The organism is Vibrio sp. 10N.286.46.A8 (assembly GCF_041470165.1).
GTDB lineage: Bacteria > Pseudomonadota > Gammaproteobacteria > Enterobacterales > Vibrionaceae > Vibrio > Vibrio tasmaniensis_A.
Genome location: NZ_JBFRLX010000120.1, coordinates 1 through 19139 on the forward strand (window position 1 = coordinate 1; position 19139 = coordinate 19139).

A 19139-nucleotide genomic window follows, 5' to 3' on the forward strand; every position below is an offset into this window, starting at 1 on the left:
TCATACATGGTGCCTCCGGTGCAATTTAGTACCACATAAGTGTGGCAGATCCTCGGTAGGGGGAATCCATGTCATTCGTTAGCCAACAATGTAACAAGGAGAATTAAATGTTAATCAAGGCATATGGAACATTTTGGAACCCAGAGATAATTGATTGGGGTAGCCGAGGGGCTGGGAACTGTGGTCAGCTACTAGGAGATGTTAAGTTCGAGGATAATTCTAAGAAAGAAATAGACTTTTGGGACGCTAAAGGAATTTACGTACTACATAACGATTTTAAAACAATCTATGTAGGTAAGGCATTTAAAACTAGTATAGGTAAAAGACTAAGAGATCACTTAACAGATCGCTTGGCTGGTCGGTGGGATATGTTTTCATTTTATAGTGTTTCAGCTCCCAAAAAGATTGATGGCGGGGTTACAATACCGGGAAAACGTCAGATTAGTCCTGAAACTTATATTGATACATTTGAAGCTCTAGCCATCTTAATTTCTGATCCTCCTTTAAATCGAAAGAGGGAAAGTTTTAAAGATGCATATTCAGTCCTTCAAAAAGAACAACCACAACCAAAAGCTATTAGAACTTATCTAGAGGAAATCTTGAACGAAGTAAAGAATTGATGGCTAACAAACTGTTCAAGATGGATTCGCAACGCGTGGCATTTTCACTATGCGTTGAATTTAGTGTTTAGGGTGGAATGTGGCAGCTTCGGTATTGCGTTGTTCACGCTTTAACTTTTCTTTATAAGCTATTGCATTTGTTAAGTATTTCAAAGTATGCGTAAAAGGTTCTAAGTATTATTCTTTCTTTAGTTATGTAAAGCGGGTTACTTATGGGCTCATCATCTCGCAGTAAATCGGTTGCACTTATATCGAGTGTGTTTTTTGTAATAGGTCTTTTATCAATGAACATTGATGGGTTCGGTTTAGCGCCCATATTTGTTGTGTTGATATCCTTCTTTATGCTTATTATTCATAGTTTTCTGCACTTTAGCGGTCGTAAAAATAGCGATGTATTTAATGCTTATGAAGAGTCAGCTAAAACTAAGGCAGCAGCACTAGAGTCTGGGCTGAACAATAAAAATAAGTAATACGGTCAAGCTAGTTCGCTTATAACAAGCGATAGCAATTTTATAGACCAGTTAGCTATTTTCGCTACTCGCTTCAACGCCTATACGTATGAGTTGCATATTTGCTATTGTAGTCAGTAGTTTATAGCGAGTTACTGACTTCTGAAGTATAACTTTAACATCTGGGTCTACGGCATAAAGACTAAAGCGGTTTTTAGTTAGGGCGATACCTTTAAGTATCGTTCTAATAACAAATTTAAGTCGACTGTGTGGTGGTAGCGTTGTCAGCTACTTAATTGGGTGCTCACTGGCAAAGGGGATGTGAACAATGGAAGAATTGATAGCCCAATATACGGGTGCAAACGAAGATGAAAGGCTAACTCGGCAATATATTGCTCAGTTAGAGTTTGATACTACGATACATAAACTCACACCTTATTTACTTAAAGGGAAATCAGTATGTGAGTTAGGAGCAGCAACGGGGCGCTATTCCTTACATTTTGCAAAATTAGGTTGTGATGTTACAGCAGTAGAACTTGCGCCTGACCAAGTGAAGATTTTAAATACTAAAGTAAAATCTGAAGGTATTGAGTTAAAAGTGTTTGAGGGTAATGCTTGTGATGTGTCATTTATCGAAAGTAGTTCTCAAGACGTTTGTGTAATTCTTGGGCCCTTGTACCACCTAAAAACTCTGCATGAAAGAGAGCTTGCGGTTAATGAAGCACTAAGGATTTTAAAGCCGAATGGTGTACTAGCCATAGCTTATATTTCACGTTTCTTTGTCGCTGGTATGTTTGCCCAACAATTTCCAGAGCTAGTCACACCGGAGGTGCTTTTAGAGTTAAATAAACATGGCACTGTATCAAACGCTAAAGCCGATAGTTTTTTCAAGGTCGGGTATTTCGCAACGCCTAGTGAAATTGAAAATCTTGTAAACAAAAATGGGTTTAATGTAATTGGACACGCAGCAACAGATGGATTTGGACGTTACATATCTAACGGTGTTAATAACTTTACGCCATCCCAATATCAGACATGGTTAGATTATCATTTGGTAAATTGCGATGAAGTAAGCCTTTTGGGATCAAGTAATCATGGTTTAGTGATCGCTAGAAAAGCCAGTTCACAAAGCAGTTAAGTCGGATTCATAAGCGTGTGCCGATTCCGTTTCGCTTCATTATGGCACACGTTCACTCACAGTTTATTGGGACGTTAGCTGTTCTATTGGTATCAGAGGGAATATGTTTAAATTCGTAAGGTTGATAGTGCTATCAAATTTATTAGCACTGCTAGTTGTGGTTACTTTCGAGTATTTCACAGGCTATTTGAAACTAGCATTTTCTAGTGATTATGCGTTCTATTCAATGCTAATTCTTCTTGCTCTGGGTTCACTTTTGTCTTTTTCCGGTCATAAGGTCGGATATAGTGACCCTAGTAACATGGCTGGCGTTTCTGCTAGTTCGTTAATTGAAAACGAGTCTGCTAAATCAACCATTGTGACAAAATTAGAGAGTACGTCTGTTGGGCACAGCTTATTGCTCGCTAGTTTGTTGCCACTACTTTATTGCCTACTATCGTAGCCATCACCTAATAGATTGTTTAACTGGATTCCAAAACGCTCGGCACTTTTGTAATGGTCGGCTTTTGTGGGTAAGGTAGTCATATTAGTTTGGTTGCATTGTTTTTTTCACTGGTTAACTAGGCTTATACGAGCTTGAAGAATCTAACATGGAGAGTGAATTGAAAGATTACGAAGTTTATCTGTTCGATATGGACGGAACATTAGTAAATTCAGAGCCTTTAAAGGGCAAAGCGTTGGCATTAGCTTGTTTAGATTATGGCGCACACGTAGACCACAACATTTACAAAGATGTTATGGGGGAAAGTTGGCAGGTTGTAACGGGGCACTTTTTTGAAAATGCTAATATTGCTCCTGACTTAGAAGAGTTTAATTACCATTTTCGAGCTCATTACGAAGAGATGCTCAATGATGGTCTTGAGCTAAATGTTGGGGCTAAGGCTTACATAGAACAGTTAAAACTAGCAGGGAAAAAGTGTGGAGTTGTTAGTTCAGCAGCAACATGGATGGTTGATAATATTTTAACCTCGTTGCAGCTAGAGAATGCTTTTGACCTTGTTATCACACAGGAGCATGTAACTAAGCATAAACCGGATCCTGAAGCCTATACTTTAGCTCTTGGTAGATTAGCGGCTTCACCTGGCCAAACAATTGTGTTTGAAGATTCCACAGCGGGTATTCGTGCTGGTAAATCTAGTGGCTGTGACGTCATTGCTGTTAAGCATAGCTTTAATGGTAAAAATGATCTAAGCGGTGCAGTTAAAGCAATCAGTACATATGAGGAATTGCCCCGTATAAAAAACGAGTATGGGATTAGTAATTAAGATCGAGTAACTGACTTCTAAGTATTGCCTTACCATGTTGGTCTGCGGCATGAAGGCTAAAGTGTTTTTCAGTTAGAGTGATACCGCTGAAGTAAGAATCATCAGACATGTTACCTCCGGTGTAATCCCACTTAAGTGTGGCAGTTCCTCAGGAGGGGGAGTCCATATTAGTCGCTATGGCGCATTGTCGACTTTTCATCATCAAGGAGAGTTTATGTCTATACCCAAGAAGTCACTATTGAGCGAGTATTCCAAAAATTCATATTTCTGTGATAGCTTTTCGAAAAAAATAAAATACAACAACCAAACTGCTATTGAATTATTTCTTGAAATAGCAACTCAAACACCGACTTGGATTGCATTTCTGATGTCTACGAGAAACTGGGTTGTATCGAAACTCGGTTTAAAAAATTTGGGTGGTCTACAAGATGTATCCCGAGATAAATTAGGTTCAGAATATGTAGTAGGCGAACGAGTCGGTATTTTTACACTGGTCAGTTCAACTGAGAATGAAGTTGTATTAGAAGACTGTGATAAACATCTTAATGTCCGAGTTTCTTTTCTTATTGAGCCTGAAGGAGAAACCGCGATTGTTCACGCAAATACCGTGGTTCATGTGAACAATGTGTTTGGTAAGATCTATATGTTCTTCGTTACACCATTTCATAAAATAATAGTACCAAGCTCCCTGAAAGGGTTAGAACAGGCATAACAAATCGGGATTGAGTATGAATACGATACTTTAATTGGGCAGGTGAAAGCTATAAATCAAGAAATATAGCTAGTAATTTAAGCCGACAGTTAACACTTGGCCGTTGCAGTTCGGCTTTGCTTTAGTGATTTAGATGGTAGATTTGAGTGTGTTTGGTTACGTTATTGGGCGTTAGCTTACAAAGATGAAAAGGAACGTTCGATGTTTAAAATTGAGACAAAGAGACTGATTATTAGGGATATGAATCCTAGCGATGAAGATGCCTTCGTAGCGATGTCTCAAGATGCTAAATATCAGCGTTTCTATGATGAAAGTGACTGTGATCCTATTAAATATAAAGAGTTAACCAACTTGTTTATAGCCCAGGCGTCTGAAGAACCAAGGAAATCATATCAACTCGCAGTTGAATATAAGAGCACAGGGCAGTTCATTGGTACTGTTTGTTTGCGTTTAGAAGACAATCAGCAAGCTTCAATGGGGTGTGCGTTTTCAAGATCGCATCAAGGTCATAAGTTAAGCAATGAAGCGGCTCTCGCTTTGGCTGATTTTGGTTTTTCAACATTGGGTGTACACCGCATTTATGCGGAGACAATCAGTAAGAATTTACCTGCCATTAAGCTTTGTAAGTCTTTAGGTATGCGTAAAGAAGCGCACTTTAGAGAGCATCGTTTTTTCAAAGGACGGTGGTGGGATACCGTAGTTCTGGCTGTTCTGCGATCCGAATGGGCCAAGGCATTACCAAGTAGCTAATGTAGATTCGATGTGCTTTATAAACAAGGCTTAGAACATGAACAAGGTTATTCTGCTTTGATACTTTGGTTAGGTCGTATCAAGGTAATGCTACTTGGTTTTGGGGAATCTACTTTCATTACTTGCCACGATTATTTAGAAAGGCCGCAGTAAGATAGCTGTTGGCTAGGTAATTGGTTGTTCGTTGTCCATAGGAGATATAACTGTGTTTTATAGTAAGGAATACAACAAGGGGTTATTGCTCATCCTTGTTTCGATAAGTGCTTTCATTGTCATTACGTCTGATAATAACTCCGGAACATTCATCGCTCACGCCATCAACGGGTTAATTGCTTTGCTCTTTTTCTCCATGACAATTGAGGTCAAAGGCAATGTGTTGAGCTGGTATTTCGGTTTTGGTTTTTGGCGTAAGAATGTAGAAGTGTCAGACATAACGGAGACATCGTTTTATCAAAGCAAGTGGTATCAAGGTATTGGCATCCGCATGTTGAGCGATGGTTGGTTGTATAATATATCGATAGGTTCAGCGCTGAAGTTAAGCTTAAGCAATGGAAAGCATGTTTACATTGGTTGTAAGGATACAGACGGTTTAAATACGGCCTTGAAAGCTGCTAACGAACAGATAACTCAAAAGTGATTTACGAGGCTTGGCACTTTTCGTCTAAAGTTTGACTAATGTTTAAGGTCATATGGTTTTGGGCAGTGGCGTTGCTCGGACCGTAAACGTGAGGTTGACAGGGAGACTTATGAATCAACAAGAAGCCTTTATAGGTTTTGTGGTTTATGGGCTTATCAGTAGCTCAATTGGCCTTTTTACGTTTTTTATTATCAAAGGTGCGAAGTACAAACAAACATTGTGGACTTTGCAGTCTGTTGTTTTTGGTATCTTCTCGATAGGTTTTATCTATAGCTCAGGTGGTAATGGGTCAGAATTATTGGTCTGGGTTCCGCTGGTTATCTTGACGTCTATTTACAATATCCACTCACTGAAATTTTGTGTTTCTTGTGGAAAAACTAACGTAAAAAAAAGAGGATTATCATCCATAAAATCATGTAGTGGATGTGGTAATGCTTTATAGTAAAACTACGATATGCCAGACGTTTGTTCATTTTTAGTTTCAGCCTTAAAAGGAAGTTTTATGAATTTAGATAAAGCTAAAAAACGCATCGCAAAGCAGGTTAAAAAAGGCGACAACGGATACCCAAAAATCACGCTAGCGTATTACGGAACGACAAAAGATCTCGCAACGGAAGTTTCGGTTCAATTTATGTTGGGTGAGAGCGATGGTGTTCAAGAGGAGCGTTTCTCTTGCGAAACAGAAATTCGAGATAATGAGTTAATCCAGACAACGTTACTCAAAATAATCGAGCGAGCGAATGTTAACTCAGTGATTGAAGTTGAAGGCGTTACGGTTCTTTAGTTTGCTTTGAATCTAAGCGTTTACTTATTAATGTCGGTTTGGAACCTAATTCAGTCAGCGAACTTAGGTTATAACGAAACTGTCTATATACGTGCTTAAAGGAATAGGGAAATGCAAGAAAATGACACTGTATTACGATGTGGAAACTGCAATAAGGAAACGTCACACATCAGGTTAAGCGCGTCCGAAGTGAAGTTAAAACAGCAAGAGAAGAACAGCTTAAAGTCGCGAATTCTAAATATTGTATTCGGTGTGTTGTTGGGTTCACATAAATCAGAATCTAAAATTAGCTACTTCAAGTGCTCGGTTTGTCATACTGAGTACGATGATAGCGAAAGCGCTCCCCATGGTTGGGGCTAGTTGGCCTTGTTACTATGAACTCACTTCTCAACGTTTATCGTGAAGATTTTTCGATTGTTGGTATGGTGTTTCTATAGTCTTAGAGAGGTTTTATGATGTTGAAAATGACAAGTAGTGTACTTGCGGTGTGTTTATTCGGTCTTAGCGTGGGAGCTAACGCTTCGACACTCGAAGAGTGTGCCAAACTCCTTCCTGACGGTCACACTTATAAAGTAGAGATCATTTTAGACGTAGATAAGACTGATAAGGATCCAACGGTTACTGGTAGTTTTGGGGTGACGGGTGGAGCCGATGCGCCTGAGACTTTCGATATTGGTGATTTTGTCGAGTGCGCAGGCCCTTTGATCAAAACCGTAGACACAGATAGCAACGATGAATCTAAGTCCTAGTCACTTGTTATCTTGTTGGTCAGCTCATTAGCCAGTTAACGAATTCATAAAAATACCGCCGTAATCAACGGCGGTATTTTTTATTACGTTTATTACATCATTCACCACAGAACATAGAGCAGAAAGACTAGTTAACGTGAGCTAATTCGACACTCCGCGTTTCGTTTGCCACTTTCCAATCTCCACCTAAGGCTTTATACACCGCAATCGTGGTGTTGGCGGTTTGCAGCTTGGCAGCCACTTGGCGATCTTGCATCGCTTTTTGTTGTCTTTGTGCGTCTAACACTGACAAGTAATCGACTAGCCCCGCTTTGTATAGCGACTTTGCTTTACTCACCGCATTATCGACGGCAAGGGTGGCTTCATCGATGCGCTTTTGGTTCTCTTGGCTACGGCCATAGGCAAACAAGCTTGAATCGACTTCTGCAAAGGCGTTGTCGACCGAGTGTTGGTAGTTAAGCGCTGCAGAACGGAACCTTGCTTCGTTCATTTCCACCATGGCTTCGCCTTGGCCACCATCGAATACATTCCAACTGATACCGGCAGATGCCGCCCAACCGAATGAGTCGCTACTGAACAGATCATCAAAGCTACCAGCCGTCACACCGGGCGTACCCGTTAGGAAGAGCTTTGGATAGCGATTAGCAATGCTTGCACCAAGTTCTTCGTTAATGGCTGCCATTTCGCGTTCTGCGATTCGGATATCTGGGCGTTGTTCTAATAAGTCAGAAGGTAAGCCTGTCGGAATTACATCGTTCATTCGCGGAAGAGTGAATTCACCGACTAAACGTTGGTTTACGCTCGTGAGTGATTCGCCTAACAGAACTGCCATGCGTTGTTTGTGAACTTGCTCTGCTATTTCAAGTTGAGGAACAATAGATTCAGTCGCCGCAAGCATGGCTTTGGCTTGAGCAAGATCTAACTCAGACCCGTAGCCGCTGCGAACCACTTTGGTGACCAATTCTAAAGTCTGCTTTTGGTCGGCTATGTTCTCTAGTGCGATCATTTTTCGCTCTTGCGCGCCACGATATTGCAGGTAGTTGTGAATGACATCGGCAGTGATCAAGGTGTTCAAGCCTGATTGGAATATCTCGGCTTGTTCAATTCGAATCGTCGCTGCGTTGGATTGTTTGTCGATACGTCCAAACAAGTCCATTTCCCACGCGATGCTCGCACCTAAGAACCCACCATCGTGCTGGGCTTCAAGTAACGACATGCCCGTTGCTGACTCAACCGCATCAGAGGCACCAAATACCGGGCCAAGTAGGGAGTCGTTCTCACTCAGTTGGTAGTTGTAATAACCACCGCCGACGTTAATGGTCGGAACTTTGAACGACTCCACAACGCTTTTATATGAGTTAGCCATGTTGATTCGCTCAGCGGCCAGTTTAAGTGGAATGTTCTGGTTTTTAACATCAGCCACTAACTGATTGAGCGTGGGATCATTGAACTGTGTCCACCAATTATTGTGCTGTTCGTTTTGGCTCACGCCGTCTTGGCTCACATCACCTTGGCTATACAAGAAGGTCTCTGCCATGGTCGTTTGAGGTTCTTCGTAATCTGGACCAACCGCGCAACCTGTCAATAACAAGGCGAGCGCTATAGGAGCGACTTTAAACTTAGTTAGTGGACGCATGTTTATTGCTCCTTGTTGAATGAAGTTGTATTGCCGCTGTTTGAAGGCTGAGGTGTTGCATCAAGCACAATCACGGCGTCTTTGATTGCTTTTGCTACTGTCTTTTTTTCTTCAGTTCGATAGAAAAGCTTGTACAGCGCAGGCATCACAAACAGAGACAGCACGGTTGCTGCAGCTAAGCCACCGATAATGGTTGCCGCCATCTGGTCAAACAGTAGGTCGCTTAACAACGGGATCATGCCAAGTGCTGTAGTAAGTGCCCCCATTGAAATCGCCATTGTGCGGTTCACGGTTGCTTCTTTGATGGCGTCAGATAGTGAGCGCCCGTTCTTACGTTCAAGTTCTATTTGGTCCATCAATACAATGCCGTTTTTGATGATCATACCTGTTAAGGTTACGGCGCCTATCAATGCCATAAATCCGAATGGTTTATCCAATAGCAATAAGCTGAATGTGGCACCCGTCGCTGCTAGCGGTAGGGTAGTGAAGATAATCACTGGTTGTTTGAATCCGTTAAACATCGCCACCAAGATGATGATCATTAACAAGATTGCTTTAGGTAGCTGTTTAAGAATATCGCTGACGGCTTTGTGCTCGTCGTAATATTCGCCACCCCATTCAAGGCTATAACCATCAGGAAAATGAATCGCTTCAATTTGATCTTTAATTGAGTTCCTCACCGCTGCTGGTGTGGTGTAACGACCGACACCTGCTTGTGCTGTGATGGTTTTTACACGGTCACGGCGCCAAATCATGGTTTCTTCGCTGCTTAATTCAAATCCATCGACAACTTGGCCAAGTGGAACACTGTGGATGCCCAACAGAGATCGAACGGGCAACGTTTCCAATGACTGAATCGAACTCTTTGTGCCTCGCAGTTGAATTGTTACCAGTTCATCGTTTAAGTTCATACGACCCAAGGGCATACCTTCTGAAGCTCGCTTCATCGCGAACGCAATATCCGCGCGGTTTATACCTGCAGTGCGCATCTTTTCTTGGTTGATGACAGGCTCAAATACTTTACTTTTCTGTCGCCAGTCGTCACGAACGTACTTGGTGTCTGGGTGTTCTGCGAAGATTGCTTTTGCTTGCTCTGATAAGCCATGTAAGATCTCGGCATCAGGGCCTGAGAAACGTGCTTCAACGCTGAATTTATCCGCCGTCGCCAATTTTAAGCTTCTAAAGCGAGGGTCTGCGTTCGGAAACTCTTCCATTAACCATTTATCACCGCGTGCGATCAATGGGCTTAGTGACGGAAAATCGGTCGCGTTAATCAAAATCTGACCATAGGCCGGATCGAACGGTTCTGGCTCTATAGTCACTGAGAAGCGAGGAGCACCTGCGCCAACATAGGTTGAAATACTTTCGACTTCCGGCTGTTCCAACAACCATCGTTCGATTCGCTTCATGTCTTCTGAGGTTTGTTCAACCTTGGCACCGTTCGGCAGCCAGTAATCTAGAAATAGGATCGGTCGGTCGGCTTGTGGAATAAAGTTAACGGCAATGTTCGGGATAGCTAATGCAGTCACTAATATCAACGGAACCAAAGTGCTCAATGCTTTAAGCGGATTATCGACAGTCCAGTCGACACTCTTACGGTATAAGCTGACTTTGGTGTTATCAGCTTGCTTAGTTGGCTTGATGAAGAACCAACACATCAAAGCTGTGAAGGTCATCGCAACTAGCCAAGACAGTAACAATGACGACGCGATGATAAGGAATACCGAGCTTGCGAACTCAGCAGCATCGGTTTTAGAAAAGATTACAGGGCTCGCACCCATGATAGCGATAACAGTCGCACCAAAGAGTGGTGTTGCGGTCTCTTTAACAGAGTCAATCGCGGCTTTAGTGCGGTCGATGCCTTTGTTGATTTTCACAATCATCATGTCGGTGATGACAATAGCGTTATCTACCAACATGCCGAGGGCAAGAATGAAGGTACCTAGCGAGACTCGGTGTAAGTCAATCGAAGTCATGTTCATGTAGATAAGCGTCAACAAGATAGTCAGCAGGAGGCTCGAACCGACGATGGTTGCACTTTTTAATCCCATGAATACCGACAAGACGATAAAGACAATCGCGACACTTTCTAATAAGTTGCTTACGAAGTTGTCGATCGATTTCTGAACTTCTTCAGGTTGGTTAGCAACTGTCGCAATATCAACACCTAGTGGTAAGGTTGTTTGAAAATCGTTGACGATCTGATTGATTTCATCGCCAAGTGATACCACGTTAATACCGGTGACTGGGCTCATCGCTAATGTGACTGCAGGTACACCGTTGTAGCGGTTTTCTGTCATCATTGGCTCTTGGTAACCCATTGTGATGTCAGCGATATCGCCTAAGCGAATTAAACTGGTTCCCAATTCACTCACGCCGCCTTTGATCATCAGGTTTTTGATGTCGTCTAACGAACTGAACTCACTCGACTGTTGAACTCGGATTCGCTCAGTACCTACTGAAAACTTACCCGCATCAAACGTCATGTTTTGCGTATTCAACTGCGACCAAACTTGTGTGATAGATAGGCCGTATTGCGCCAACCTTTCATCGGGGATATCGATATGAACAACGCGTGGTTGAACACCATGCAGTTCAATCTTCTTAATACCATCGACGGTTTTAATTCTGCGTTGGAGCTCTTCTGCGTAACGTCTTAGTTCAGCTGGCGATGCATCTTTACTGTGGATAGAGAAAAGCATGCCGTAGACTTCAGAGAATTCGTCTTGTACGACACTGATCTGTGCAGTTGAAGGTAGCAATAACTTCATATCAGACACTTTACGGCGTAATAAGTCCCACTCTTGAGGAAGTGCTTTTGAATTAAGAGACTCTTTTAGGTCGACAAATACCATCGACATGCCGGGGCGCGATAAAGATCGAAGCCGATTAAGTGTCGCCATTTCTTGGAGTTTGGTTTCGACGATATCGGTGACTTGTTGTTCCACTTCTTCCGCAGAAGCGCCAGGGTAGAGCGTTACAACGACGGCCGTCTTTATGGTGAAGCTTGGGTCTTCAAGTTTTCCAAGCTCAAAATAAGAAAACAGGCCTGCGATGACACTCAGTGCAGTGAAAAACAGGATGAAGGTGCGTTGTTTGATTGCAAAATCAGCTAGATTCATCATGGTTCACCTACAGGCTTTTAACTTGAATATTGGAGAAGTACTGTCCTTCCACCACGTATTGCGCGCCACTCACGACCACGAAGTCGCCATCATTGAGCGTCGATTCAACACACACAGTGTTTTTGGACATAGAAATCACATCCACAGTCACGCCATGAGCTTGTTCATTTTTAACAGTGAATACTTGCTCGATACCCGTTTGGTTGACTAACGCAGAATAGGGCAAACAGAAATTACTGCTAGATTCTCCAAGTTGAGTCGTCAATGTGACCGCTTTTCCAGGCAATACCGATTTGTCAGTGGAGTCGACATGGTAAGTAACCGCATAGGTCTGCTTGATAGGGTGAGGTGACGTCGAAATTTCAGCGGCATAACCAATTAGTTTAGTCTCTGAACCATACCAATCTATGACAGAACTTTGATTTGGTTTGAACTCATGAATCAAATTTTCAGGTACTTGAATTTTAACTTCAAGTTTATCTGGATTGTGGATTGTGAACACCGAGATGCCCGGCATTACTTGTTCGTACTGGTCAAAATTGGATGCCGCAACCACACCATCGAAAGGGGCGAGCAATTGGGTATAACGAATCGAATCTTTCGCACGGCGTATATTCTGTTCTACGACTTTAACCGCCGCTTCACTTCGCTCGTACCCGCTAATAGCACGGTCTAGGTTAACATCGGCAATCGCATTATCAGCGATGGCTTGTTTTACGCGTACAAGTTCGGATGTCGCCAATTTGTGTGCAGATTTAGCTTCAAGGGCTCGTGCTTGTAACTCTTCTAACGCGACTTGATAGTCATGAGGGTCTAACTGCGCAAGGGGTTGCCCTTTTTTTACTGAATCACCAACAGAGACCATCATATTTTGAATAGTGCCAGGCACACGAAACGCAACGCCAGCCGTTTCCGATGATTGTATCTTGCCAGTAAAAGACTTTTCAGCCGTATGTGAAAGAGGCTCAAGTTGAATCACTTGAATTGGTCGAGCTTGTTTTTGAGGCGCAGTCGCCTCTGAGTCATTACAGCCAAACAGGGCGGTTAAGCTTAGTGCAATGACTGTATATTTGAATATAGGTGTCTGTTGAGAAGTAGACGAACGTTGAAAAATAGATGAATGTTGAAAGATAGGCTTCATGGATTGCTCCTCTTGAATTTATGAAGCGATTCTATCTTTCTATTTCGTTAGGATAATCTAGCCTGCTCGTGAAACACTGTCACAATAATCATTACAATGGTTAGAGTTTTGGAAGTTCTTGTAATAGAAAATCAATCAAAAGCTGCGCTGAATGGCTTAACGCTTTACGCTGAGGGTAGAGCAACCATGCTTCTTCTTTTTGAAGATTGTCGTCGGGGAATAGGTTAATCAAGCTACCGTCTTTGAGTTGATGTCGCACCAAAAGTTCTGGTAACAATGCGATACCTCTATGTCGAATAACACCGCCTTTAACAAAGCCAATGCTGTCACTAACGACCGAAGGTTCTACTTTGATGGTGTGATCTTTGATGTCCCATTCTTTATCGATGTCCCCACTTGGCCACCTGAAGCAAACAAATGGGTAATTAGTGAGCTCTCTTAGGCTTGAAGGCTTGCCTTGTTTCTCAATAAATTCAGGGCTTGCGACAAAAATACGTTGAAGAACCATCACTTTACGGGCAACCACGTTTGCGTCGCTCAACGTACCACCATGCATAGCGAGGTCTAACCCTTGACGGTACATGTCGACAAAGCCGTTACTAATGTTGCGAATATCAAGCTCAACCTTAGGATACATATCTTGGAATTTAAACAGAGTCGACTGCATGATATCGCTGGTTTCTGGCAATAGACCGATCTTAATTTGTCCGTGTGCAATCTCCGACAGGTTGGAAGCGACATGGTTTGCTTTGTCGAGCGCACTCAATGCATTGAGTAGTTCTTTGTAATAGAGCTCGCCAGATTTGGTTAAGGAGAGGCTTCGTGTGGTTCTAAAGAACAGTTGAATGCCGAGAGACTTCTCAAGGTCGTTAATTCTACGGCTAACGTTAGCTCGCGGAAGGTCAAGAGCATTAGCGGCGGCAGTAAAACTACCCAGTTCGACAACGGTGGTGAACAACTTAAGATCTTCGATTTTCATAGGGTTGGTTTCGAATTTGGGTATTGGATGACAACAGTTATCGTATATCAAATAGTACATAAAATCGAAAAAACAACGAATAATTAATAACCTATTGGTGTGTATGAGACATATGTACTCAGGTGACTTAATGAAAAACGAAATCACCTCATCGATACAATCAATAAGTACGGCGTTTATTTAAAAGTATGCATGATGTAATATCTTCGCGAATATAATGTTTGAGACTACTTATGTATAATTTATCTATGAAAATGAAGATGCTTTTGTCTGCAATTGTACCAGCGATGTTGGTTGCGATTGTGACTCTAGTCATTGTTATTAACTCCCAACTATCGGCTCTTGAATATGAAATTCAAGATTACCAAACGGTCTTAACCGATGAACGTAAGAACAATATTGAAGATGCAGCTACTATCGCTCAATCTGTAGTTGAAGATGTAGTTCGACGTTTTGGTACAGATCAAGAAGCGCAAGAAGCGGTTAGATTCGCGTTAAAAGAAGCGCGTTTTTCTAATGGCAGCGGATACTTCTTTGTGTTCGACGAAAATGATCACTACATTGTTCACAGTCTAAAGCCTCAACTTGAAGGTAAAGATGGCGGCAGTTTAAAAGATCCGAATGGCATCAAAATCACGGTTCGCCTACATGAACAGGCGACAAGAGGTGGTGGTTTCATTGAATACATTTACGACAAACCTGGATCGTCTGTCCCTCAACCAAAAATTGCTTACGCTGCTCCTATTTCGGGAACGGGTTGGTTCTTAGGTACGGGTCTGTATATTGATGACATTGCTAAGGCTACAGAGGTTTACCGTCAAGAAGCCAGTGAGCGTATGGAAACGCAAATTTCAACAATTGTCATTACTGCACTTGCATTAGTAGCCCTAACTTGTCTGATCATGTCTTATGTTGCTTCACGCATGATTGCCCCAATCAAAGACATGCTTAATACCTTTATCGACATTGCGAATGGTGAAGGTGATCTTACCCATCGAATTAATGTGTCGGGTACAGATGAAATTGGACAATTAGGTAAAGCATTTAACCAGTTTGTCGGCAAGCTCCACAATATTATTACTGATGTTTCGAAAGCTACAAATAATGTTACGACGGCCACTGACCAAATAAGTAGCCAAACGGTTCACCTAAGTAATCAACTTCAAGAGCACAACCACGAGACAGAGCAGGTGGTGACAGCGGTTACTGAGATGAGTAGTACAGCAAACGAAGTGGCACAAAGTGCTCATCAAGTGGCTAGTGCAACGAATGAAGCTAACAATGACGCTCATAATGCTCAAAACCTTGTGCAAAAGTCGACACAATCTATTGGCTCGTTAGAACAGAATGTAGTGACCACAAGTCAACACATGAATTCACTCCACGACCAGTCTAAAAAGATAGATGGTGTGTTACAGGTTATTGGCGAGATTGCAGAACAAACTAACTTACTAGCACTAAACGCAGCGATCGAAGCCGCACGAGCAGGTGAGCAAGGTCGAGGCTTTGCTGTAGTAGCAGACGAAGTACGTAACCTTGCAAGTAGAACTCAAGGTAGTACGCTAGAGATTAAGACCATGCTTGATGAACTTCATAAGTTGGTTGAACAAGCGGTTTCTTCGATGGGTGAAAGTAGTAATACTTGTCAGGATGTTGTGACTTCATCAAATGATATATCAGCGGGTTTAAATGATGTTAGCACCGCTGTAGCCTCAATCAATGCAATGACCGACCATATAGCAACTGCGGCAACAGAGCAAAGCTCAGTAACGGAAGAAATAAACCGTAACTTGGTGACTATACGTGACATTGTAAGTTCACTGCTGATATCGAGTGAAACATCAAGTACCGCTGTGGATGAACTTAAACAGGCTGGTGGGCAATTAAGCCAACTTGTTGGTCAATTTAAGCTTTAGATACTAAATAAGCATAAACACTCCAATATAAATTAAAAGTGGCGACCAATTGTTAAGCAATTTGGTCGCCACTTTCTATCAAGCGTCAAGAGTTACATATCCTTAAGTAGACTATAAAAAAACATCCATCACCGCGAACACATCTCACTTATTGTCCACGTCCATCGACCATTACTATGATTGTTTTAGAAATGATGCTGAGATCAGCCACAATCCAAGATTTCATAGAGCACAGACTCAGTGCATAACTGTGGTCAAAGCCCACTTTACGACGTACATCATCAATACAGGTATCATAACCTTGATTTACTTGTGCAAGCCCCGTAATACCAGGCATTACGCCGTATGTACGGTCAGCAAAGTAAGGGATTTCGTTCTCTAGTTTGGTGTAAAAAGTAGGGCGTTCAGGGCGTGGACCAATTAGAGACATCTCGCCTTTCAATACATTGATCAGTTGTGGCAACTCATCAAGACGCATCTTTCTCAAAAATCGGCCAACGGGTGTAATTCGTGGGTCGTTTGCCGTAGCCCAAACAGCACCAGAACGCGTTTCTGCATCTTCGTACATACTACGGAATTTCATGATCTCAAAGATTTCCATTTTCTCCGGTGTCGATTTACCAACACGCAGTTGACGGTAGAAAATCGGGCCACGAGAAGTGAGTACAATAGCCATCGCAATCAATGGAAATACGGGCGCTAGCAAAATCAAAGCAATCAGTGAACTTACGAAATCGAAAGTACGTTTAGCACGAGAGATTTTGTATTGGTATAAGTTTTGGGTAGATAGCTGTTCAATGTTCATCATAATAAGTCCTTAATGATTCGCTCGTGTCCAAGGTGAGTTTTCTAGCCCGATTAGGTAACGAATGCCACCAATGAAGTTGGCATAGTGTCCAACTATCAAATAAGAGATTAATGAAATAGGTTTATTTACGAGACGCTTTGGCAAGATGCAGCCAAGTACGCCAATGGTATAAACGGCAACTTGAGCCCATAACAACACTTCAAATACCAAGTAGTTGTTAAGTAAGATTGAGCACACCAAGCACACAATCATTAAATATGGAGTGAGTAGACGCAGTCCTTTTCCTGAGAAGAACGCAAACGCGATGCCTTTGAACTTCGGGCTGAACAAGCCAAACAATCGAATCGCTTGTTGCATGTTACCCGCTGAAATACGAAGTCTTCTTTTGAACTCTGTTTCTAAATTTGATCCTTCTAGTTCCAGTGCGACCATTTGTGTTTCGTATTCTGCGATGTAACCTTGTTTAACGATTCGCATCGGTAGGATGAAATCATCATTAATAGTGTTGAGTGGAAGCAGTTCGAACAGGTGTGTTCTAAACAAGTAGAAAGCGCCATGAGAACCTAAGCTCGAACCTAATGAAGCTTCTGACTCTTTAACGGCGGTTTGATACTGCCAATAGGTATTTTCACCTTCGTTACCTGTTTGGAAAAGCTGATACGTTGCGTTTACCACGCCAACCTTGTCACTTTCAAAGTGAGCGGCGGCAATAAGCAGTGCATCCAATGAAATAAGGGCTGACACATCACTCATCGCTGTAATATCACTGGTTATGCCTGTCACTTCCTCATTTATAACCGTGACTTTACCTCGGTTTAATTGATGGTCATGTATCTCAAAATGAACATCACTGCACATCGCTTCTTGGATCGTCATTTGAGCAATTTCGACCGTGTCATCAGAACAACCATCACAAGCAATAATCACTTGTAACTTCTTTTTTGGGTAATCGAGTGAAGCAAGGTTACGGATCTTGTCAGCGATCCATTGCTCTTCGTTAAATGCCGGTACAAGAATGGTGATGGTTGGTAACGTACAATCTTGCTGTTCATCTTTGTAACAACGATGGCTCTCTTCAATTTGACGTGCTGGGTGGCTTTTGGCATACCAGCGTAGTAGTAAAGGATAGGCAGCGTGATGATAGATAATTAACGCACCTGAAAACAGACAAAGTCCCGCAAGTAACCAATCGATCATGCGTATGCTCCTTCTGAGATGTCGTTGTAAGACGAAACCATTTTGATGATATCGAAGTTGTCGAGCACATAACGACGAGGAGACAGAAAGCGTTCATTTTGTTTTTCTAATAGCGCGCTGGCTAATCCGGCAATGCTGCCACTTTTGACGAGGGAACTGCTGATGGGACATAAGGTTTCGTCAACCGCACCGACATTCATCGCGACGGTACGGATGTTACATGCTTGAGCCTCAAGAGTTGAAAGCGGTAACCCTTCATGACGTGAAGGTAGGCAGAAGGTGTCTAACGCGCCGTAAAAGGTGGTCATGTCTTCAACGAGACCTAGGAAGATTACACGGTTATTAAGGTTCAAGCGGTTAGCCAGTTGCTCTAGTTGCTTGCGTTGCGAACCATCACCCGCCAGTGCGACAACGGTGTTTGATGGCAGTAGAGCAAGTGCCTTAATCAGCTGGTCTTGACCTTTCACGTGCTCTAAACGCCCCGCACAACCAATGATGTATTTGTCGGTTGGTAGGTTGTGCTTTGCTCTCGCGTCTGCTTTTGACATCGGTTTAAACTTCTCGCAATCTACGCCGTTTTTAATCGTGATGATGTTTTTGTATGAAAACGCACAACGTAACTGATTGTAAACGCGTGTTGCATCGGCCACTAACGTTGGTTGAGCCGCTTTCAATGCAAGGGCTTGTAAGCGACGACGTTTGTTATTTTTCAAATGCCAAGCATCATGCTCGGTATGAATTCGAGTAGGAACCCCAGTTACACGGGCAGCGTAACCCGCGTAGAGCAGTGGGCCTATGTGATGCGTGTGAACAACATCAGGTCGAATACCGTTAAATGCTTTCATCAATTTGATGATGATACTGAGTTGTACGCCTGGTGCTTTGTCCAAAAAGACGATTTGATTTTGATACTGCTTTAATTTATGCCAGTTGTTGATCGAGTCTTCTTTTGTCCCTTCTAAACTGACAATCAACACTTGGTCTGTTGGTTTAGTAAGGCGCAGCAAATCTAACGTTAGGGTTTCTAATCCGCCGGGAGCGAGGTGTTGAACAACGTGTATGATCTTTTTACCGTGCTTCGTTAAATGCGTATTCATAATTTGGACCCTGCCTTTATAATTCTTGTTTCGCCTTTCTGACATTTGTCTTGAAGTTACTTCTTTAAAACGTTTAGCTTCACAATGAGACTGCAGGAGTTGTGCCAATTAAATAACCATTATATTTCATGCGCTT

Annotated in this window: 19 protein-coding genes; 12 read left to right on the forward strand and 7 right to left on the reverse strand. The window is 42.4% G+C overall.

The window, feature by feature from the left end; genetic code table 11:
- Positions 1 to 107 precede the first annotated feature (107 nt).
- From AB4232_RS12770 to AB4232_RS12820, 11 genes are all read left to right on the forward strand, one after another.
- Positions 108 to 620, forward strand: coding sequence for a GIY-YIG nuclease family protein (locus AB4232_RS12770; protein WP_371728733.1), 513 nt, complete (start codon positions 108 to 110; stop codon positions 618 to 620).
- Positions 621 to 832: 212 nt separating this feature from the next.
- Positions 833 to 1090: a hypothetical protein gene (locus AB4232_RS12775; RefSeq protein ID WP_017093519.1), complete on the forward strand. Its 258-nt coding sequence runs from the start codon at positions 833 to 835 to the stop codon at positions 1088 to 1090.
- 307 nt (positions 1091 to 1397) lie between these two features.
- A complete protein-coding gene (locus AB4232_RS12780) occupies positions 1398 to 2207 on the forward strand; it encodes a class I SAM-dependent methyltransferase (protein ID WP_372087255.1) in 810 nt (269 codons plus the stop codon).
- A gap of 103 nt (positions 2208 to 2310) precedes the next feature.
- Positions 2311 to 2649 carry a hypothetical protein gene (locus tag AB4232_RS12785; RefSeq protein ID WP_102580039.1) on the forward strand — a complete coding sequence of 113 codons (339 nt, stop codon included), beginning with the start codon at positions 2311 to 2313 and terminating at the stop codon, positions 2647 to 2649.
- Between the two features lie 148 nt (positions 2650 to 2797).
- Entirely contained in the window at positions 2798 to 3472 is a 675-nt protein-coding gene (locus tag AB4232_RS12790) for an HAD family hydrolase (protein WP_372087256.1), read from the forward strand.
- A 214-nt stretch (positions 3473 to 3686) separates the two neighbouring features.
- Positions 3687 to 4184, forward strand: coding sequence for a DUF2867 domain-containing protein (locus AB4232_RS12795; protein WP_372087257.1), 498 nt, complete (start codon positions 3687 to 3689; stop codon positions 4182 to 4184).
- A 201-nt stretch (positions 4185 to 4385) separates the two neighbouring features.
- Entirely contained in the window at positions 4386 to 4934 is a 549-nt protein-coding gene (locus tag AB4232_RS12800) for a GNAT family N-acetyltransferase (protein WP_135382573.1), read from the forward strand.
- Between the two features lie 184 nt (positions 4935 to 5118).
- Positions 5119 to 5571, forward strand: a complete 453-nt coding sequence (locus AB4232_RS12805; protein WP_135443012.1) for a hypothetical protein — start codon at positions 5119 to 5121, stop codon at positions 5569 to 5571.
- 109 nt (positions 5572 to 5680) lie between these two features.
- The gene (locus AB4232_RS12810) at positions 5681 to 6013 is read left to right on the forward strand and encodes a hypothetical protein (RefSeq protein WP_372087258.1); all 333 of its coding nucleotides are present in this window, start codon (positions 5681 to 5683) and stop codon (positions 6011 to 6013) included.
- Positions 6014 to 6073: 60 nt separating this feature from the next.
- Positions 6074 to 6355 (forward strand): hypothetical protein, encoded by a 282-nt coding sequence (locus AB4232_RS12815; protein WP_009846780.1) that lies wholly within the window; start codon positions 6074 to 6076, stop codon positions 6353 to 6355.
- Positions 6356 to 6807: 452 nt separating this feature from the next.
- Entirely contained in the window at positions 6808 to 7104 is a 297-nt protein-coding gene (locus AB4232_RS12820; RefSeq protein WP_372087259.1) for a hypothetical protein, read from the forward strand.
- A gap of 127 nt (positions 7105 to 7231) precedes the next feature.
- Here the strand turns inward: AB4232_RS12820 and AB4232_RS12825 are convergent, their stop codons facing one another.
- The 4 genes from AB4232_RS12825 to AB4232_RS12840 all read right to left on the reverse strand — a co-directional run bounded on the left by AB4232_RS12825 (position 7232) and on the right by AB4232_RS12840 (position 13985).
- Entirely contained in the window at positions 7232 to 8740 is a 1509-nt protein-coding gene (locus tag AB4232_RS12825; protein WP_372087260.1) for an efflux transporter outer membrane subunit, read from the reverse strand.
- Positions 8741 to 8742: 2 nt separating this feature from the next.
- A complete protein-coding gene (locus AB4232_RS12830; protein WP_372087266.1) occupies positions 8743 to 11862 on the reverse strand; it encodes an efflux RND transporter permease subunit in 3120 nt (1039 codons plus the stop codon).
- A 10-nt stretch (positions 11863 to 11872) separates the two neighbouring features.
- Positions 11873 to 13006, reverse strand: a complete 1134-nt coding sequence (locus tag AB4232_RS12835; RefSeq protein ID WP_372087261.1) for an efflux RND transporter periplasmic adaptor subunit — start codon at positions 13004 to 13006, stop codon at positions 11873 to 11875.
- A gap of 100 nt (positions 13007 to 13106) precedes the next feature.
- Entirely contained in the window at positions 13107 to 13985 is an 879-nt protein-coding gene (locus tag AB4232_RS12840; RefSeq protein ID WP_102582853.1) for a LysR family transcriptional regulator, read from the reverse strand.
- Between the two features lie 233 nt (positions 13986 to 14218).
- On the opposite strand from AB4232_RS12840, the gene AB4232_RS12845 reads away from it, so the two are divergent.
- Positions 14219 to 15901: a methyl-accepting chemotaxis protein gene (locus AB4232_RS12845; RefSeq protein WP_372087262.1), complete on the forward strand. Its 1683-nt coding sequence runs from the start codon at positions 14219 to 14221 to the stop codon at positions 15899 to 15901.
- Between the two features lie 148 nt (positions 15902 to 16049).
- Here the strand turns inward: AB4232_RS12845 and AB4232_RS12850 are convergent, their stop codons facing one another.
- From AB4232_RS12850 to AB4232_RS12860, 3 genes are read right to left on the reverse strand one after another with little or no spacing between them, the layout of a single operon-like run.
- Positions 16050 to 16709 (reverse strand): sugar transferase, encoded by a 660-nt coding sequence (locus tag AB4232_RS12850; RefSeq protein ID WP_372087263.1) that lies wholly within the window; start codon positions 16707 to 16709, stop codon positions 16050 to 16052.
- A 9-nt stretch (positions 16710 to 16718) separates the two neighbouring features.
- On the reverse strand, positions 16719 to 17906 hold the full coding sequence (locus AB4232_RS12855) for a glycosyltransferase family 2 protein (protein ID WP_372087264.1): 1188 nt from the start codon (positions 17904 to 17906) through the stop codon (positions 16719 to 16721).
- Positions 17903 to 19003, reverse strand: coding sequence for a glycosyltransferase (locus tag AB4232_RS12860; RefSeq protein WP_372087265.1), 1101 nt, complete (start codon positions 19001 to 19003; stop codon positions 17903 to 17905). The genes AB4232_RS12855 and AB4232_RS12860 overlap by 4 nt, the downstream gene beginning before the upstream one ends.
- Positions 19004 to 19139: the final 136 nt, after the last annotated feature.

What these genes read in the sequence shown, in the direction of transcription:
- AB4232_RS12860 (WP_372087265.1), bottom strand. Translation starts at nt 19,003, where the DNA reads ATGAATACGCATTTAACGAAGCACGGTAAAAAGATCATACACGTTGTT.
- AB4232_RS12770 (WP_371728733.1), top strand. Translation starts at nt 108, where the DNA reads ATGTTAATCAAGGCATATGGAACATTTTGGAACCCAGAGATAATTGAT.
- AB4232_RS12775 (WP_017093519.1), top strand. Translation starts at nt 833, where the DNA reads ATGGGCTCATCATCTCGCAGTAAATCGGTTGCACTTATATCGAGTGTG.
- AB4232_RS12855 (WP_372087264.1), bottom strand. Translation starts at nt 17,906, where the DNA reads ATGATCGATTGGTTACTTGCGGGACTTTGTCTGTTTTCAGGTGCGTTA.
- AB4232_RS12815 (WP_009846780.1), top strand. Translation starts at nt 6,074, where the DNA reads ATGAATTTAGATAAAGCTAAAAAACGCATCGCAAAGCAGGTTAAAAAA.
- AB4232_RS12810 (WP_372087258.1), top strand. Translation starts at nt 5,681, where the DNA reads ATGAATCAACAAGAAGCCTTTATAGGTTTTGTGGTTTATGGGCTTATC.
- AB4232_RS12795 (WP_372087257.1), top strand. Translation starts at nt 3,687, where the DNA reads ATGTCTATACCCAAGAAGTCACTATTGAGCGAGTATTCCAAAAATTCA.
- AB4232_RS12845 (WP_372087262.1), top strand. Translation starts at nt 14,219, where the DNA reads ATGTATAATTTATCTATGAAAATGAAGATGCTTTTGTCTGCAATTGTA.
- AB4232_RS12830 (WP_372087266.1), bottom strand. Translation starts at nt 11,862, where the DNA reads ATGAATCTAGCTGATTTTGCAATCAAACAACGCACCTTCATCCTGTTT.
- AB4232_RS12790 (WP_372087256.1), top strand. Translation starts at nt 2,798, where the DNA reads ATGGAGAGTGAATTGAAAGATTACGAAGTTTATCTGTTCGATATGGAC.
- AB4232_RS12785 (WP_102580039.1), top strand. Translation starts at nt 2,311, where the DNA reads ATGTTTAAATTCGTAAGGTTGATAGTGCTATCAAATTTATTAGCACTG.
- AB4232_RS12820 (WP_372087259.1), top strand. Translation starts at nt 6,808, where the DNA reads ATGATGTTGAAAATGACAAGTAGTGTACTTGCGGTGTGTTTATTCGGT.
- AB4232_RS12850 (WP_372087263.1), bottom strand. Translation starts at nt 16,709, where the DNA reads ATGATGAACATTGAACAGCTATCTACCCAAAACTTATACCAATACAAA.
- AB4232_RS12780 (WP_372087255.1), top strand. Translation starts at nt 1,398, where the DNA reads ATGGAAGAATTGATAGCCCAATATACGGGTGCAAACGAAGATGAAAGG.
- AB4232_RS12840 (WP_102582853.1), bottom strand. Translation starts at nt 13,985, where the DNA reads ATGAAAATCGAAGATCTTAAGTTGTTCACCACCGTTGTCGAACTGGGT.
- AB4232_RS12825 (WP_372087260.1), bottom strand. Translation starts at nt 8,740, where the DNA reads ATGCGTCCACTAACTAAGTTTAAAGTCGCTCCTATAGCGCTCGCCTTG.
- AB4232_RS12835 (WP_372087261.1), bottom strand. Translation starts at nt 13,006, where the DNA reads ATGAAGCCTATCTTTCAACATTCATCTATTTTTCAACGTTCGTCTACT.
- AB4232_RS12800 (WP_135382573.1), top strand. Translation starts at nt 4,386, where the DNA reads ATGTTTAAAATTGAGACAAAGAGACTGATTATTAGGGATATGAATCCT.